This window comes from Pseudonocardia halophobica, from assembly GCF_050948485.1.
GTDB classification, from domain to species: Bacteria; Actinomycetota; Actinomycetes; order Mycobacteriales; family Pseudonocardiaceae; genus Pseudonocardia; species Pseudonocardia halophobica.
Genome location: NZ_CP192046.1, coordinates 2,478,377 through 2,494,548, shown reverse-complemented (window position 1 = coordinate 2,494,548; position 16,172 = coordinate 2,478,377). Strand labels below are relative to the sequence as shown.

Genomic DNA, 16,172 nt, shown 5'->3' with positions numbered 1-16,172 from the left:
CCGACCTCAGTCGGGGAGCGAGTCCACCGCCCACTGCCGGAGGAGGGCGCGGAGGGCGGTGACCAGCACCAGCGGCTGGTCGAGCATGGGGTGGTGGCCCGTGGCGGGGAGGTCGACGATCGGGACGCGGTGGCCGAGCAGGGCGTCGATCTCGCCGGCCATCGTGTCCGGGACCAGCCCGAACTCCGAGCGCAGGAAGCCGGCGCGGCACTTCAGCTCCGGCAGCAGGTCCCGCAGCAGCACGCGCTCGGCGAACAGGCTCGGGTCGAACTTCCAGCTCCAGCCGCCGTCGACGGCCTTCACCGACTCCTCGGCGATGTGCCGGCGCACGTACGGCAGCAGGACCTCCTGCGCCGGCATGGTGGTGAACCGGCCGAGGATCGTCTCGCGGTCGTCGTAGACCTTCGCGGTGCGGGTCTTGCGCCGCAGCCGCTCCTCCTCGGGAGGCTGCTCGTTGAGCGGCGAGTCGATGATCACGATGCCGTCGACCTCGGCGCCGAACCGCGCGCCGACGGTCGCGGTCACCCACCCGCCCATGCTGTGCCCGATCACGGTCGGCGGCCCGGCGATGCCGCCCGCGTCCACCACCGCCATGACCTCGCGCGCCCACACGTCCAGGTCGTATGCGCCGCGGTGGTCGCTGTCACCGTGCCCGGTCAGGTCGAGCGCGACCACCCGGGCACCGGCCGAGAAGAACGGCGCCACGTGGTCCCACCAGCCGGAGTGCGCGGCGCCGCCGTGCACGAGGACCAGCCCGGGCCGGCCCTCCTCGCCCCAGGCGCGGTAGTGCACGCGCGCGCCCTCCACCTCGGTGTCGCGGTGCACCGGCGGCTCGGCCAGTGCGGTCCGGAACCAGCGGGGGGCGTCCTCGGTCGCGGTCGGGTCCACGGACGGGATCGTCGCACGCAGCGCCGCCCCGGGCCGGTCCTGCGCGGCGTGACGACCGTCGTCACTCCCGAGCTGCACTAGGGCGCGTCGTGGAAGATGATTCCCAGCACGAACCGCTCCCCCGTGTGCACCGCCGCGACCCCGTGCCGCAGCAGCCGGCGGTGGTCCCCGCGCGAACCCCGGACGGGCCGGTGGTGCACCGGGAACACCACGGCGTCGCCCTGCCCGGGCCGCACGACGATCGGCCGCGACTGCTGCCGCGGCACCTGCTCGACGAACACGCTCTCGCCGCCGGTGAAGTCGGCGTCCGGCCGGCTGAGCATCACCAGGAGCTGCAGCGGGAAGGTCAGGTCGCCGTAGACGTCCTGGTGCAGCCGGTTGTGCCCGCCCGGCCCGTACCGCAGCAGCAGCGGGGTGGGCCGGCGCTGGCCGCGCTCCGCGCACTCCGCCCGCAGCCCGGCGAGGGTCGGCGGGAAGGTGCGCTCGCCGAGCCGCTCCGCCCACCGATTCGCGATCTCCGCCAGCGGCGGGTACAACTCCTCGCGCAGCCGCTGCACCACGTCCGGGAGCGGGTCGGCGAAGTAGCGGTAGGTCCCCTCGCCGAACGCGTGCCGGGCCATGACGACGGTGCTCCGGAAACGTGCGTCGTCGTCGAACAGGGCCGCCACCCCGGCGCACTCCTCCGGGGACAGCACGCCCGGGACGTGCGCGACACCGGTGCCGTCGAGCTCCTCCGCGAGATCCATGCCTCCACCCCACCAGCGGCGACGCCGGAGTTCCGGCGGGAATCAGACGTCGAGCCGGTAGCCCATCCCCGCCTCGGTGATGAGGTACCGCGGGTGTGCGGGATCGGGCTCGAGCTTGCGCCGCAGCTGCGCCAGGTACACCCGCAGGTAGTTGGTGCGTTCCTCGTAGTGCGGCCCCCACACCTGCCGCAGCAGCTCCCGCTGCCCGACGAGCTTGCCGCGGTGCCCGGCCAGCATCTCGAGGATCCCCCACTCGGTCGGGGTCAGGTGCACCTCCGCGTCGCCCCGGTGGACCCGCTTGGCCTGCAGGTCCACGGTCAGCTCGCCCAGCCGCAGCACGGGCTCGCCGGTCGGCGCCGCCGCCCCCGCCCGCCGGACGGCCGCGCGCAGCCGGGCCAGCAGCTCGTCCATGCCGAAGGGTTTGGTGACGTAGTCGTCCGCGCCCGCGTCGAGCGCGGCCACCTTCTCCCCGGAGTCGGTCCGCGCGGACAGCACGATGATCGGGACCGGGCTCCAGCCGCGGATGCCGGCGATGACGTCCGCGCCGTCGAGGTCGGGCAGGCCCAGATCGAGGACGACGACGTCGGGGTGCCGGTCCGCGGCCGCCCGCAGCGCCGTGGCCCCGTCGCCGGCGAGGGTCACGTGGTAGCCCTGCGCGGTCAGGTTGATCCGCAGGGCCCGGGCGATGGCCTTGTCGTCGTCGACGACGAGGACCCGGGTCTGCACGCCCCCATTGACTCACAGCCGCGCTCAGGCGCGCACGCGCTCCCGGGCGAGCCGCCGGCGGCGGTGCGCGGCCATCCGGACCGGCGCGTCGGTCCAGCCGTAGCCGTCGTGGTCGCCGACGCGCTGGACCAGCGCGAGGAACACCCGCCCGCCCAGCACCTCGGTGCAGACCTGCAGGTACGCGCCCCCGGCGGTCTCCTCGTGCAGCACCCCGAGGTCGCGGTAGGCGGCCAGCCGGTCCTTCGACAGGGCGAGCCGCGCGTCGAGGTCGGCGTAGTAGTTGTCCGGGATCGCCAGCAGCGGCGCCCCGGCCGCGCGGGCGGCGCGGGCGGCGGCGAGGACGTCGTCGACGGCCAGGGCGACGTACTGCGGCTCGGAGACCCCCGGCGCCCACTCGCCCCGCCGCAGCAGCGACACGGTGAGCGCGAGCCGGACCCGCCGCTGCGCGTCGACGACGGCGCGGCTGCGGACCAGGCCGAACGGCGCGGCGAACTCACCGGTCGCGTCCGGTTCCAGGCCCAGCACCGTGCGGTAGAACAGCGTGGCCTCGTCGAAGTGGTCGAAGGGCTGGGCCAGGCCGACGTGGTCGATCCCGGTCACCCCGATCCCCGCCCCGTCGTCCGCAGCCGTCTCGCCGGTGGGCACGAAGTCGCCGGTCCAGTCCGCCCCCTCGACGGCCCGGGCGCCGGTGCGGCAGAAGAAGAGCGCCGTGCCGTCGGGCGCGGTCACGGCGGCGAGGTCGGCCTCGGCCGGCCCGCGCTCCCGGGGCAGGACGGGCGCGCTCAGCCGGGTCGCCCTCCGCGCCGCCGCGCGGGGATCGGCCGACTCGACGGCCAGCGCGGCGACCGCGACCGGGCCGCCGGAGCGGTTCACGAGGATCCGGGCCCCGCCCTGCTCCCAGCGCTCCACGGGCTTGGTGCGGTGCAGACCGGTGCGGGCGAAGCCGAGGGCGGCCAGGACCGGGGCCAGCGACTCGTCCGCCGAGAGCTCGACGAAGGCGTGCCCGTGCAGCTCGGGGGCCGCTTCCGCGACGGGATCGGCACCCTCGCCCCGCGCGGCCGTGGCCTCGGCGAGCGCCAGCAGGGACCGGTGGGCGTCGACCGCCGCGCGGGCCGGGTCGGCCTGCCGGAAGACGTCGTTGAACACCTCGAGCGACAGCGGGCCGGTGTAGCCCGCGGCGAGCACCGGGGCGAGGAAGCCGGGCAGGTCGAACGCACCCTGACCGGGGAAGAGCCGGTGGTGGCGGCTCCACTGCAACACGTCCATCGACAGGTGCGGGGCGTCGGCGAGCTGGAGGAAGAACAGCTTGTCGCCGGGGATGTCGGCGATCGCGGCGGGGTCCGACCCGCGGGACAGGATGTGGAAGCTGTCCAGGCACAGGCCGAGCGCGGGGTGGTCCGCCCGGCGCACTGCCTCCCACGAGCGGTCGTAGGTGTTCACGTGCCGGCCCCAGGCCAGCGCCTCGTACGCGATCCGCAGCCCGCGGGCGGCGGCGCGCTCGGCCAGCGCGTGGAGCTGCTGGGCGAGGAGGTCGACGTCGGCGACGGCGTCGGGCGCGACCGAGGAGCAGACGAGCACCGTGTCGGTGCCGAGCGCCTCCATCACGCCGAACTTGTGCTCCGCGCGCCGCAGGTTCGCGGCGAACCGCTCCGGATCGGTCGAGTCCAGGTCCCGGAAGGGCTGGTAGAGGTCGATCGACAGGCCGAGGTCGGCGCAGCGCAGCCGCACCTCGCCGGGCGGCATCGGCGAGGCGACGAGATCGGGCTCGAAGATCTCCACGCCGTCGAACCCGGCGGTCGCCGCGGCGGGGAGCTTGTCCTCCAGCGCGCCGGACAGGCACACGGTGGCGATGGCGGTCCGGGGCTCACGCGACACGACCGGCACCCCCCTCGGCCCCCGCCGCCTCCACGCCGACCAGCTCGGCGAGATGGCGCAGCATCCGGGCCGGGTCCGGCTCGCGGCCGCTGAACAGCCGCAACGCCTCCGCGGCCTGGTGCACGGCCATCGGCCCGCCGTCGAGGGTGCGGCAGCCACGCGCCCGCGCGGCCCGCAGCAACGGGGTCTCCAACGGCCGGTAGACGATCTCGGCGACCCAGAGCTCCGGGCGCAGCATCGCCGGCGGCAGCGGGAGGCCGGGGTGCTCGGCCATCCCGACGGGGGTCGCGTGCACCAGGCCGTCGGCCGCGGCCAGCCGGTGCCCGAGCTCGGCGACGGCCCCGCCGCGGGCGCGCCCGGTGCCGAACCGCGCGCCGAGGGCGTCGGCGAGGCGGGCGGCGCGGGCGGCGTCGACGTCGAGCACGGCGAGCGACCCGACGCCGAGGCTCAGCAGCGCGTGCGCCGCGGCCGCGCCGGCCCCTCCCGCCCCCAGCAGCACGACCCGGTCGAGCGGCACGCCGGGCAGGCCGGCGACGAGGCCGTCGCGGAACCCGGACCAGTCGGTGTTGTGCCCGACGGCCCGGTCCCCGTCGAACACGACCGTGTTGACGGCGCCGATCGCGGCCGCGTCGGGCGAGAGGCCGTCGAGGTGCGGGATCACGAGCTGCTTGCAGGGGTGGGTGACGTTCACCCCCGCCCGGCCCTCGGCCCGTGCCCGGGCCAGCAGGTCGCCGACGGCCTCCGCGGGAAGGTCCAGCTCGTCGAGATCGAACCGCGTGTAGGTGCAGTCCAGGCCGAGCTCGCGGGCCTCGCGCTCGTGCAGCGCCGGCGAGAGGGACGGGCCGATGCCGGCCCCGATCAGGCCGGTCAGGAGGCGGTCCTGGGACATGCTCACGGGCTCCCTCGCCGTCGATGAATGTACCGGTTAGTTACTTGTACCCGCTCGGAGGACGGAAGGGAAGCGTGAGCCGGATATCGTCGGCCCCGTGAGCCGCCCTGTGACCCCCCACGTGAGCCGACGCGTGAGCCGAGCGGTCGGGACGTCCCCGTGAGCGCCCAGCCGACCGGCCCGATCGGTGCGCCGGAGCGCCAGCGCGACGCCGAACGCACCCGCGCCGAGATCCTCGACATCGCCACCGCGGAGTTCGCCGACCGCGGCTACGCGGGCGCCCGGGTCGACGAGATCGCGGCCCGCACCCGCACGACCAAGCGGATGATCTACTACTACTTCGGCAGCAAGGAGGGCCTCTACGTGGCCGTCCTGGAGCGCGCCTACCAGGGCATCCGCGCCCTGGAGCAGCAGCTCGACGTCGACCACCTCGACCCCGCGCGGGCCATGCGCGCCCTCGCCGAGCTCACGTTCGACCACCACGAGTCGCACCCCGCCTTCATCCGCCTGGTCAGCATCGAGAACATCCACCACGCCGAGCACCTCCGGACCTCGCCGATCCTGCCCGGGCTCGCCGCCCCCGCGGTCGACGTGCTCGGCCGGATCCTGGAGCGCGGCCGCCGGGCCGGCCTGTTCCGCGAGGACGTCGACGCGCTCGACGTGCACATGGTGATCAGCTCGTTCTGCATCTTCCGCACCGCGAACCGGCACACGTTCCAGGCCATCTTCGACCGCGACCTGCTGGATCCCGGGCGGCGCGACCACTACCGGCGCATGCTCGGCGACCTGGTCCTGGAGTACCTCACCGCGCACGTCGGCAGAGCCTGACGACCCCTGCCGGCGCCGGGAATCGCCGGCCAGGGGTTGACAGCGTCCCGGAGCTAACTCACTATCCGGTACGTAACCAGGCGGTACATAAGCCGTTCCGACCCGGTCCCGCTGTGTCGTGCATCGGAGCATCACTCCAGGGAGCCCACGTGTCCTCACCGACCCCCGCCGCCCCGGCGGCCCAGCCGCGCAAGGCGGCGCTCGCCGCCTGGATCGGCAGCGCGCTCGAGTACTACGACTTCTTCATCTACGGCACCGCCGCGGCGCTGGTGTTCAACAAGATCTTCTTCCCGGCGCAGAGCCCGGCCACGGGCACGCTGCTGGCGCTGGCGACGTTCGGTGTCGGCTACGTCGCGCGCCCCGTCGGTGCGTTCGTGCTGGGCCACATCGGCGACAAGTTCGGCCGCAAGCGCGTGCTCGTCTTCACCGTGCTGCTGATGGGCGCGGCCACGTTCCTCGTCGGTTGCCTGCCCTCCTACGGCTCGATCGGCGTCGCGGCGCCGATCCTGCTCGTCTCGCTCCGGCTGCTGCAGGGCCTGTCGGCCGGCGGCGAGCAGGCCGGGGCGAACTCCATGAGCCTCGAGCACGCGCCGGCGAACCGCCGCGCCTACTACACCAGCTACACGCTCAGCGGCACGCAGTTCGGCCAGATCCTGGCCACCGCGATCTTCCTGCCGATCGCGGTGCTGCCCGAGGAGTCCCTGCTGACCTGGGGCTGGCGGGTGCCGTTCTGGCTCAGCGCGATCGTCGTGGTCGTCGGCCTGCTGATCCGCCGCACGCTCGAGGAGACGCCCGTCTTCGAGCAGGAGCGCGACCGGCACGAGGTGGCGAAGGCGCCGCTGGCGGTGCTCTTCCGGGACCACTGGGCCTCGGTGCTGCGGGTGGTCGTCGCGTCGACCATCGCCACCGTCAGCACGATCTTCACCGTCTACGCCCTGTCCTTCGCGGTCAACGTCGAGGGCCTCTCCCGCTCCGCCATGCTCTGGGTCGGGGTGCTGGCCAACGTCGCCGCGCTCGTCGCGCTGCCGCTGTTCGGCCGGCTGGCCGACCGGGTCGGGCGCAAGCCGGTCTTCATCGGCGGCTCGCTCGGCTGCGGTGTGCTGATGTTCGCCTACCTCGGCTCCATCTCGATCGGCAACTACGTGCTGATCTTCCTCGTCGGCATCCTGATGTTCGGCATCGTGCACAGCGCCACGGGTGGGGTCTGGCCCGCCTTCTACGGCGAGATGTTCCCGGCCCGCGTCCGCCTGTCCGGCATGGCGATCGGCACCCAGATCGGCTTCGCCGTCGCCGGCTTCGCGCCGTCGATCGCCGCCGGGCTGGCCGGCCCCGGGGGCGCGGACTGGCTCCCGGTGGCCTGGTTCGTCGCGGCCGTCTGCGTGCTCAACGTCATCGCCGTCGCCACCGGCCGGGACTACTACCGCACACCGACCGAGCGGCTCGGCGAGCGGCCGGCCCGCACCGACCAGCAGGCCACCGCACCGGTGGCCCCGTGACCGAGGAGTTCCAGGTCTTCGCCGTCCGGTACGCCTCGCGTGCCGGGCGGCGCGGCCAGCACTTCCTCGGCTACGACGAGCGCTGGGACGAGCCGCACCCGACCGCCTACTACGTCTGGCTGGCCGTCTCGCCGCTGCGGGCCGTCGTCGTCGACGCCGGGCTCGACCCGGACCGCGGGATCCCGCTCGAGGGGCTGGAGTTCCACTGCTCCCCCGCCGACGCCGTCGCCGCCCTCGGGGCCGACCCCGCGGACGTCGACCTGGTCGTGCTCTCGCACCTGCACTACGACCACACCGGCACGGTCGCGCGGTTCCCCCGCGCGCGGCGGGTGGTGCAGCGCGCCGAGGCCGACTACTGGACCGGACCGGTCGCGAAGCGCATCGCGCGCGAGCGCTGGCTCGTGTCCGACGACGACCTCCGCGAGGTCCTCGGCACCCCCGACCGCCTCGACATGGTCGAGGGCGACCGCGAGCTCGCGCCCGGGCTGTCGGTCCACCTCGTGGGCGGGCACACCGCCGGGATGCAGCTCACCCGGGTCCGGACCGAGCGGGGTTGGGTGGTGCTCGCCTCCGACGCCGCCCACTTCTACGAGAACCTCGAGCAGGACCGGCTCTTCCCGATCCTGCACTCGACGCCCGCGATGTACGCGGGCTTCGACCGCGCACGGGAGCTCGCCGACTCCCCCGACCTGGTGGTCCCCGGGCACGATCCCGCGGTCTTCGCGCGGTTCCCACAGGTCACGGGCGTGTCGGCGGTCCGGGTGGCCTGAGCCGCCCGTGTGGTGCCCTCGCACTCGGGATCATGTCCGCCCCGCCGGGGAGTTGTGCGGCTGTGGCGGCCGCACCGGCCGCCGCGCCGGCCGCCGCTCGACCCGAGCGTCCGACCACAGTCCGAGGCCGCGGCGGTCACGCCGGAAGGGCGCCGTGCCCGCCCCCCAGCTCGCGCACGCGGGCCGCAAGGGCTCGACCGCGGCGCCATGGCGGGGCGGGGGCACCATCGGCACCGAGGACGGCGGCTGGACCGCGCTGGCGCCGTCGGCTTCGACGTCGTCGAGGTGCACGCCGCGCACGGCTCTCTGCTCCACCAGTTCCTCTCGCCGCGAGCCAACCTGCGCACGGACTCCTACGGCGGCTCCTTCGAGAACCGCATCCGGATCGTCCTCGAAGTGGTCGACGCCGTCCGCGCCGCGCTGCCGGACCGGAAGGGCCTGCTCGTGCGGCTCTCCGCGACCGACTGGGTCGACGGCGGCTGGACGGCCGAGGAGACCGTCGAGCTCTCCGCGCGGCTGACCGGGCGCGGCGTGGACCTCGTCGACGTCAGCTCAGGTGGCCTCGACGCCCGTCAGGACATCCCCGTCGGCCCGGGCTACCAGGTCCCCTTCGCCCGGAACGTCCGCGCCAAGGCCGGCATCCCGACCGGCGCCGTCGGCCTGATCACCGACCCCGCCCGGGCACGGACCGCCCTCGACGAGGAGTCCGCGGACGTGGTGCTCCTCGCCCGCGCTGCCCTCCGCGAGCCCACCTGGTCGCTCCGGGCCGCGCTCGAGCTCGGCGCCGGGGCGCCCTACCCGGTTCAGTACGCGCACGCAGCCCGGGGCTGACCTACCCCACGTGCACCGCAGGCCGACGGCGCAGGTCGGGCTCGGCCTCGCGGAGGATCTCACGGGTCACCGGGGCCACCTCGCCCTCGCCGGTGAACAGGTAGCGGAGCAGGTGCAGGACGGGGTTGCCCTCGGTCCAGTCGAAGTAGACGTGCGGCGGCTTCCCGGTGAGGTCGCGGATGGTCATGAGGAGGGCCGCGATCGCGTTCGGTGCGGAGGGGGCCTCGGTGCACAGGACGCGGTACGGCCCCCGCTGCTCGCCGACGACGCTGAGCGACGTCTCGAACTCGGACGGGTCGGTGATCCGGACCTCGACGAGCAGTACCTTGTCGGGATCCGGGATGTTGTGGTCCTCGCGCTCCTCGGCGAGCTTCTCCCGGTACTCCTCGTCGCGGGCGGGGCTGGAGGCCTCCCCCGGCCGCGGTTCGTGCGCGACGAGCCGGACCGGGCCCGGGGCGCACGAGTCGAGGAAGCCGCGGGCGGCGTCGTCGATCTCCACGTCGGTCACCCGCAGCTCGAAGGCGCGGACCACCCGCGAGGCGAACGAGACCACGAGGATCCCGACGATGAAGCAGGCCGCGATCTTCACGCCCTCCGGCCGCTCGGCGATGTTCAGCACGGTCGTGTAGACGAAGACCAGCGACACCACCGCGAAGCCGGCGAAGATCGTCCGGCTGCTCTTGCGCCGCGCCGAGAGCGTCACCGCGATCGCTGCCGAGGTCATGAGGACCAGGACGCCGGTGGCGTACGCGCCGCCCTGGGCGTCGACGTCCGCGTCGAACAGCACGGTGACCAGGAACGCGATCGCGGTGACCACGAGCACGAGCGGCCGCACCGCCCGCGCCCAGTGCGGCGCCATGCCGTAGCGCGGCAGGTAGCGCGGCACGAGGTTCAGCAGGCCGGCCATCGCCGAGGCGCCGGCGAACCAGAGGATCACGATCGTCGACAGGTCGTACACCGTGCCGAACGCGGGGCCGAGGTACTCGTGCGCGAGATAGGCCAGGGCGCGGCCGTTCGCGGGGCCGCCGGGCGCGAGCTCGGGGGCGGGGACGAGCAGCGTCACGACCACGCTCGACGTCACCAGGAACGTGCTCATGATCAGCGCGGCGGTCGTCAGCAGCTTGCGCGCCCCGGCGATCCGGCCGGCCGGGCGCTGCTCGGTGTCGTCCGGCCCGCCCTTGATCAGCGGCATCACCGAGACGCCGGTCTCGAAGCCGGACAGGCCCAGCGCGAGCTTCGGGAACACGACCAGCGCCACCGCGACGGCCAGGAACGGGTTCGGGTACTGCACCTCCAGCAGCCGCGTCCAGTCGGCGACGACGTTCGGCTCGGTCGCGATGCGCCGCAGCCCGTCGACGATCACCACGGCGTTGAGGCCCAGGTAGACCGCCACGAGCACGACGGCGATCCGGATCGCCTCGCCGAACCCGGCCAGGAAGACCGCCCCCAGCAGGGCGAGCAGGAACAGCGTGATCCCGACGTTGTGGCCGTCGAACAACTGCGGAACAAGCGGGTTCTCGACGACGTGCGCGGTGGCGTCGGCGGCCGACAGCGTCATCGTGATGAGGAAGTCCGTGGCGGCGAACCCGAGCAGGACCAGCACGAACACCTTGCCGCGCCAGAAGGGCAGCAACCGCTCGAGCATGGCGATCGAGCCCTCGCCGCGGGGGCTCTCGCGCGCCACACGACGGTAGACGGGCAGGGCGCCGAGCAGCGTGACCAGCACCAGGACGACGGTCGCGAGCGGGCTCAGCACGCCGGCCGCCAGCGCGGCGATGCCCGGCTGGTAGCCCAGGGTGCTGAAGTAGTCGACGCCGGTGAGACACATGACCCGCCACCACGGGTGCCGCTTCTCCGGCTCGGGCGGGTGGGTGTGCGGGCCCTGCCGCGAGCGCCGGCCCTCGCCCTGCAGCAGCCAGCCCCCGACCCGGTGCCTGCCGCTCTCGATCACGCCCACGGCGGCAGCATCCCCCTGATCGCACGCCCGGGCCAGGTGCTCGGTGTTTCGTCCGGTTCGTCTCGAGGCGCCGGACCGCCTCTTCCAGTGGTGGCGGCGCGGCCATCTCGGCGGCCAGCCGCCGCGCGGCACGCGGGTAGGCGGGATCTCCCAGGACAGCCCGCACCGCCTTCCCGACACGGTCGGCGTGGCGCTGGTCCGGCGCGATGCTCTCCGCGACCCCGAGCGCCGCACACCGCTCCGCACTGAGGTGCTGGTCGGAGGCGATCGGTATGATCACCATCGGCACGCCCCGACTCATCGCCTCCTTCACGCTGTTGAAGCCGCCGTGGGTGACCAGCAGCGCGCAGCGGTCCAGCAGGCGGGTGAGCGGCAGGACGGGTTCGACGTGGACGTGCGGCGGCAGCGGACGGAGCCGTGCCGCGTCCTGGTCGGTCCCGAGCGCGACGCCGGCGACGACCGGCTCCTCGGCCAGCGCCTCGACGATCGCCTCGTAGGTGCCGGGCGTCCGGTGGAAGACCGTACCGAGGCTGACGAGGACGAGCGGGCGCCCGCAGGTGTCGACGGCCCAGCCGGGCAGCGGAGCCGCCGCGCCGACCACATCGCGGTGCCGGACGTACAGCGTGGTGCCGGGCAGGATTTCGACGTAGCGCGCATCGGAGCAGTGCCAGTCGAGGCCGGCGGCGAGGTGCCGAAGGCCGTAGGCCTCGACGTCCGGCCGGAACGAGGCGGACGAGCAGAGGGCGACCTCGTGCCCCGCCTCGTGGAGCGCCCGGGCGAGCGGCACCAGCGGACGGAGGCTGCCGGTTGCCGGAGGAGGCGTGAACAGTGCGGCCGAGGAGACGGGCCGCCGCATCCTCGACGCCGCGTTCGCCGCTTTCGGCGAGGACCTCTACGACCAGGTGTCGCTGCAGGTCGTCGCCGCCCGCGCAGGGGTCACGGTGCAGACCGTGATCCGGCGGTTCGGTTCCAAGGACGAGCTGTACGCAGCCCTGGCCCGCTGGCGGTCCGAGCAGATCCGCTCGGCCCGTGACGCGACGCCGACCGGCGACGTCGGCACGGCAGTCGAGCACCTCGCCGAGTGCTACGAGCGGTGGGGCGCCGACGTACTGAACGTGCTCGCGCAGGAACGCCGCAGTGCCGCGATGGCCGAGGTCGCGGAGAACGGGCGGCGGTACCACCGCGACTGGGTCGCCCGGGTCTTCGCGTCCCAGCTGGCGAAGAGGGAGGAGACCGAGCTCGTCGGCGCACAGCTGGCTGCGGTCACCGACCTCTACACCTGGGTCGTGCTGCGCCGCCACAGCGGACTGGACCGGCAAGCGGCCACCGTCGCCATGCGCGGACTTGTCGATGCCGTGCTCCGCGCAGGAGAGTGCGGTCGGGTCAGGTCGTCGCCTCCGACCCGCAGAGGCACAGTGCCACGACTGCACTGACGGCCGTGGAGCACAGGAGTTGCTGTGCGAATCCCCGGCGTCGGCGCAGCACCGGTCTTCAAGGCGCTCGAGCTGCGGACTTTACCTTGTGTTCGAACAAGTGTTCGAGTAGGATCGGATCATGCTCCCCAGCCCGGTGGCCGACGCGTGGCGCTTGCTCGACGAGGCCGTCGACGCGCTCGCGGCCGCCGCCGGGCAGGGCGCGACCGCCGCCGAGCTCGTGGAGACGCTGCGGGTACGCGAGACGGTGGCCCGGCGACTCGATCAGCTCGGGGTGCAGGCGGTGGCCGATCTGGACCGGCAAGGCACCTTTGCTGAGCACGGTTACGCCTCCCCGGCCCGGGCGCTGCAGGATCTGTTGCGGCTCGACCGCGGGGGGCCGCGCAGCGGGTCGCGGTGGCCGAGGCGGTCTGCCCGCGGGTCGGGCTCGACGGCGCGGCGCTGCCGGCACGGTTGCCGGCCACGGCCGACGTGTTCGCCGCCGGGGACACCTCGCTGGCCCAGGTCGCGGTGATCGCCCGGCTGTTGGCCTCCCCGGCGGCGGGCCGGTTGTCCCCGGAGCTCTGGGCCGGCGCGGAGACCCAGCTGGCCGAGGCCGCCGCCACCTACACCCCGCGGGAGCTGCAGCAGTGGGGCACCGCGCTGCTCGACGCGCTCGACGAGGACGGCCCCGAACCCGACGACGGCCCGCCGCCGCAAATCAACGAGCTGCGGCTGACCCGGTTCGCCAGCAAACCCGGTGGGCGGCTGGTCGGGCGCTACGACGACGCGGCGCTGTTCGAGGCGATCGCCACGGTGCTGGACGCCAAGGCCGCCCCGCTCACCGCCGACGACGGGCGCACCGCCGCCGAACGCCAGGCCGAAGCCTTGGCCGAGGTGTGCGGGTGGGTGCTCGAGCACGGCGAGCTGCCCGCGGTCGGCGGCCGCCGCCCGACCCTGACCGTGCAGATCCGGCTCGAGGACCTGGAAAACCGGGCCCGCGCGGCGATGTTGGAGTTCGCCGGGCAACTCTCGCCGACCGCACTGCGCCAGCTGGCCTGCGACTGCGGGGTGGTACCGATGGTGCTCGACGGCGCCGGGCAGCCCCTCGACGTCGGCCGGCTCACCCGCTCGATCCCCGACGGGCTGCGCCGGGCGGTGACCGCCCGCGACGGCGGCTGCGCCCATCCCGGCTGCGACCGCCCACCCTCCTGGTGCGAAATCCACCACCTGCTCCCCTGGGAACACGGCGGCCCCACCGCCCTGGGCAACCTGCTCATGCTGTGCAAGGCCCACCACCGCCAGATCCACTCCACGGACTGGGTGGTCCGCCTGCGCGACGGCATCCCCGAATTCATCCCGCCAGCGTGGATCGACCCGGAGCAAAGACCCCGCAGTCGACCACGGTCGTGGGACGCCACCCCTGCCCATGAAGCACGGCGCATCGCTGAATTCGCGTAGCCCTCCGGCTCGCGCGCACGGCAGGACTCACCGTGCGGTGGAGGGTGCTCGGGCTCCTTCCTGCAGTCCTGCTTCCCAAGCTTCAACCCGATACTTCACAGCTACGGTCGAACTGGTCACGCGCCCCGCCTCGCTCCGGAAGGACACCGCATGACCAGCGGCATCCCCACTCCCCTGATCAGCGCCGACGCCGACGACCACGAGGCGCTCGCCGCACGGATCGCCACCCGCATCGCCGGCCTGCCGCACCCACCACGGATGCTCGGGTTCGGGGAGCCGATGCACGGCGAGGAGGAGTTCGGCCTCCTTCGGAACGCCGTCTTCGCCGCACTTGTCGAGCGGGCAGGCTTCACCACGATCGCCCTGGAGTCCAGCGCCTGGCACGGCTGTGTCGTCGACGGGTACGTCGCTGGCGGCGACGGTCCCGAGGACGAGGTCATGACCGCCGGCTTCACCCACGGCTTCGGCGCCTCCCCCGCCAACCGCGCGCTGATCCGCTGGATGCGCGAACGGAACCGGTACCGCACCGACGCGCGGCGCCTCCGGTTCGCAGGCTTCGACGCGGCCGTCGAGATGATGGCGGCGCCCAGTCCGCGCCCCGCGCTCACCGTGCTGCACGGGTTCCTGCACACCCACCTCGGCCACGACGCCGACCTTCCTCCCTGGGACACACTCGACCGGCTGCTCGGCGCCGACGAGCCGTGGGAGGACCCGGCCGCGGCGATGGACCCTGCCTGCTCGGTCGGCGGCGAGCCCCGGGTCCGCGACCTGCGCGCGATCACCGACGACCTGCGCCGCACCCTCGCCGGCGAGATCCCGCACCTGCGGCCCGTCATCGACCCGGTCGACCTGGAGGACGCCCTCCTCGCCGGGCGCACCGCCGCGGACCTGCTCGCCTACCACCAGGTCATGGCGCAGGACACCGGGCACCGGTGGGACCGCCTCGCCACCCTCCGCGACACGGCGATGGCGGACAACCTCGAGGTGATCGCGGACCACGGCCCCGCCCTCGTGTTCGCCCACAACCAGCACCTGCGCACCGGCACCACCGGGTTGGCGCTCGGCCCGATGACGCTCCGCTGGCAGCCCGCCGGCGCGCACCTCGCCGACCGTTTCGGCGACGGCTACCGCGTCATCGCGTGCGTCCTCGGCGAGGCCGCTCACCACGACATCCCCGCGCCGCCGCCGGACACCGTCGAAGGCGCCCTCCACGGCGCGCTGCCGCCCGGGAACCACCTCCTGCCGGCCCAGGCGCTCCGCCGGGCGGCCACGACCCGGAGCAGCACGAACCCGGCCTACATCCCGGCCGACCACACCCTCCTCGACGAGGTCGACGACGTGCTGTTCCTCCACACCGTCGCGCCCCGCACGAGCCCACCCCACCCCGAACCCGGGGGTGTGCTGCAGTGATCGGGGCCCGGCCCCGCGCCTAGCGTCCGCGGCATGAGGCGTGTGCTGCTCGTGGCAGCGGTGATCCTGGGGCTGTACCTCGTCGGCCGCGCGGTGGCGGAGCCGTTCGTGATCGACCTGGGCGACCCGGCGAGCTACCGCGACGACTGGGGCGGGCCGAGCCTGGCCGGGGTGCTGGCCGTGCACTGCGGGCCCGGGCTCGTCGCGCTGGGGCTGGTGATCGCGTGCGTGCGGCGGCGGTCAGCACACGTACGTGCGTCGGCGGGGGACCCACGCCGCGGCTGGTGAACGCGCTCACTCCTTCGTGTGGAGCCCCGCGCCCGTCCCGACCGGCGGCCGTTGGACCCGATGACGCTCGCCGGCACCGCCGCCGCACGAGGAGGCGGGACGACGAGGTCCCCGGACGGACGAAGAGGAGCTCTTCATGCGCACGACGACTCGCGCCGCGCTGGTCGGTGCGGCTGTCCTGCCCCTCGCGGTGATCACGCCGGGCCTGGCGTTCGCCGGCGACGGGGGCTACGACGGCCACGCGGAGAAGGGCGGCCACAGCGAGAAGGCCGACAAGGACGGGCACGACGGCGATCACCACAAGGGCGATCACGACGGCCACCACAAGAAGCACAAGAAGCACGACAACTGCTGCGACGGCGCCCGCGGCCCCGCCCATGACGGCCCGCTCGGCCCGGGCGGCATCCCGCGCTCCCCGCTGCCCGCGCCGACCGGGGCGCCGGAGGTGCTGGGGCCGATCCTGAGCGTGCTGAACCCGCCGGCCGCGCCGACCGACGAGCCGGCGCCGACCGCCACCGAGGAGCCGCCCGTCGACCCGAGCGGCGAGTTCTCCGTCCAGTAGGACCGTCGGTCCCCTACCCCGAGCCCTTCCCCG

Annotated in this window: 16 protein-coding genes and 2 pseudogenes; 10 read left to right on the top strand and 8 right to left on the bottom strand. The window is 74.2% G+C overall.

Translation table 11 applies throughout. From position 1 onward, the window contains the following. Positions 1-6 precede the first annotated feature (6 nt). The 5 genes from ACQP04_RS12015 to ACQP04_RS11995 form a co-directional block, all read right to left on the bottom strand. Entirely contained in the window at positions 7-888 is an 882-nt protein-coding gene (locus ACQP04_RS12015; RefSeq protein WP_433507129.1) for an alpha/beta fold hydrolase, read from the bottom strand. Positions 889-965: 77 nt separating this feature from the next. Further along, positions 966-1,634 carry a 2OG-Fe(II) oxygenase gene (locus ACQP04_RS12010; protein WP_433507128.1) on the bottom strand — a complete coding sequence of 223 codons (669 nt, stop codon included), beginning with the start codon at positions 1,632-1,634 and terminating at the stop codon, positions 966-968. Positions 1,635-1,676: 42 nt separating this feature from the next. Next, a complete protein-coding gene (locus ACQP04_RS12005; protein ID WP_433507127.1) occupies positions 1,677-2,360 on the bottom strand; it encodes a response regulator in 684 nt (227 codons plus the stop codon). 24 nt (positions 2,361-2,384) lie between these two features. Further along, positions 2,385-4,235 carry a TIM barrel protein gene (locus ACQP04_RS12000; RefSeq protein ID WP_433507126.1) on the bottom strand — a complete coding sequence of 617 codons (1,851 nt, stop codon included), beginning with the start codon at positions 4,233-4,235 and terminating at the stop codon, positions 2,385-2,387. Continuing rightward, complete coding sequence (locus tag ACQP04_RS11995; RefSeq protein WP_433507125.1) at positions 4,225-5,124, bottom strand: shikimate dehydrogenase; 900 nt, start codon at positions 5,122-5,124, stop codon at positions 4,225-4,227. The genes ACQP04_RS12000 and ACQP04_RS11995 overlap by 11 nt, the downstream gene beginning before the upstream one ends. 159 nt (positions 5,125-5,283) lie before the next feature. On the opposite strand from ACQP04_RS11995, the gene ACQP04_RS11990 reads away from it, so the two are divergent. The 4 genes from ACQP04_RS11990 to ACQP04_RS11975 all read left to right on the top strand — a co-directional run bounded on the left by ACQP04_RS11990 (position 5,284) and on the right by ACQP04_RS11975 (position 9,049). Then, positions 5,284-5,952: a TetR/AcrR family transcriptional regulator gene (locus ACQP04_RS11990; protein ID WP_433507124.1), complete on the top strand. Its 669-nt coding sequence runs from the start codon at positions 5,284-5,286 to the stop codon at positions 5,950-5,952. A 149-nt stretch (positions 5,953-6,101) separates the two neighbouring features. After that, positions 6,102-7,448 (top strand): MFS transporter, encoded by a 1,347-nt coding sequence (locus ACQP04_RS11985; protein ID WP_433507123.1) that lies wholly within the window; start codon positions 6,102-6,104, stop codon positions 7,446-7,448. Further along, complete coding sequence (locus ACQP04_RS11980; protein ID WP_433507122.1) at positions 7,445-8,218, top strand: N-acyl homoserine lactonase family protein; 774 nt, start codon at positions 7,445-7,447, stop codon at positions 8,216-8,218. Before ACQP04_RS11985 ends, ACQP04_RS11980 begins: the two co-directional genes overlap by 4 nt. A 207-nt stretch (positions 8,219-8,425) precedes the next feature. Beyond that, positions 8,426-9,049, top strand: a complete 624-nt coding sequence (locus ACQP04_RS11975; RefSeq protein ID WP_433507121.1) for a hypothetical protein — start codon at positions 8,426-8,428, stop codon at positions 9,047-9,049. Position 9,050: 1 nt separating this feature from the next. On the opposite strand, the gene ACQP04_RS11970 is transcribed toward ACQP04_RS11975, so the two are convergent. Next, positions 9,051-11,006: an amino acid transporter gene (locus tag ACQP04_RS11970; protein ID WP_433507120.1), complete on the bottom strand. Its 1,956-nt coding sequence runs from the start codon at positions 11,004-11,006 to the stop codon at positions 9,051-9,053. 73 nt (positions 11,007-11,079) lie between these two features. Beyond that, a pseudogene (locus ACQP04_RS11965) lies at positions 11,080-11,862 on the bottom strand (glycosyltransferase); the annotation flags it as partial. On the opposite strand from ACQP04_RS11965, the gene ACQP04_RS11960 reads away from it, so the two are divergent. Further along, positions 11,828-12,439 (top strand): TetR/AcrR family transcriptional regulator, encoded by a 612-nt coding sequence (locus tag ACQP04_RS11960; protein ID WP_433507119.1) that lies wholly within the window; start codon positions 11,828-11,830, stop codon positions 12,437-12,439. The pseudogene ACQP04_RS11965 and the gene ACQP04_RS11960 sit on opposite strands and share 35 nt — an antisense overlap. Before the next feature lie 58 nt (positions 12,440-12,497). On the opposite strand, the gene ACQP04_RS11955 is transcribed toward ACQP04_RS11960, so the two are convergent. Then, a complete protein-coding gene (locus tag ACQP04_RS11955) occupies positions 12,498-12,761 on the bottom strand; it encodes a hypothetical protein (protein ID WP_433507118.1) in 264 nt (87 codons plus the stop codon). Between the two features lie 65 nt (positions 12,762-12,826). Between ACQP04_RS11955 and ACQP04_RS11950 the strand changes: the two are divergent. From ACQP04_RS11950 to ACQP04_RS11930, 5 genes and pseudogenes are all read left to right on the top strand, one after another. Beyond that, a pseudogene (locus ACQP04_RS11950) lies at positions 12,827-13,579 on the top strand (DUF222 domain-containing protein); the annotation flags it as partial. Further along, positions 13,577-13,879: an HNH endonuclease signature motif containing protein gene (locus tag ACQP04_RS11945; protein WP_433508349.1), complete on the top strand. Its 303-nt coding sequence runs from the start codon at positions 13,577-13,579 to the stop codon at positions 13,877-13,879. The pseudogene ACQP04_RS11950 and the gene ACQP04_RS11945, both read left to right, overlap by 3 nt. A 150-nt stretch (positions 13,880-14,029) precedes the next feature. Beyond that, positions 14,030-15,289: an erythromycin esterase family protein gene (locus tag ACQP04_RS11940; protein ID WP_433507117.1), complete on the top strand. Its 1,260-nt coding sequence runs from the start codon at positions 14,030-14,032 to the stop codon at positions 15,287-15,289. Between the two features lie 33 nt (positions 15,290-15,322). Further along, positions 15,323-15,577, top strand: a complete 255-nt coding sequence (locus tag ACQP04_RS11935) for a hypothetical protein (protein WP_433507116.1) — start codon at positions 15,323-15,325, stop codon at positions 15,575-15,577. Between the two features lie 136 nt (positions 15,578-15,713). Continuing rightward, positions 15,714-16,139, top strand: a complete 426-nt coding sequence (locus tag ACQP04_RS11930; protein ID WP_433507115.1) for a hypothetical protein — start codon at positions 15,714-15,716, stop codon at positions 16,137-16,139. Positions 16,140-16,172 lie beyond the last annotated feature (33 nt).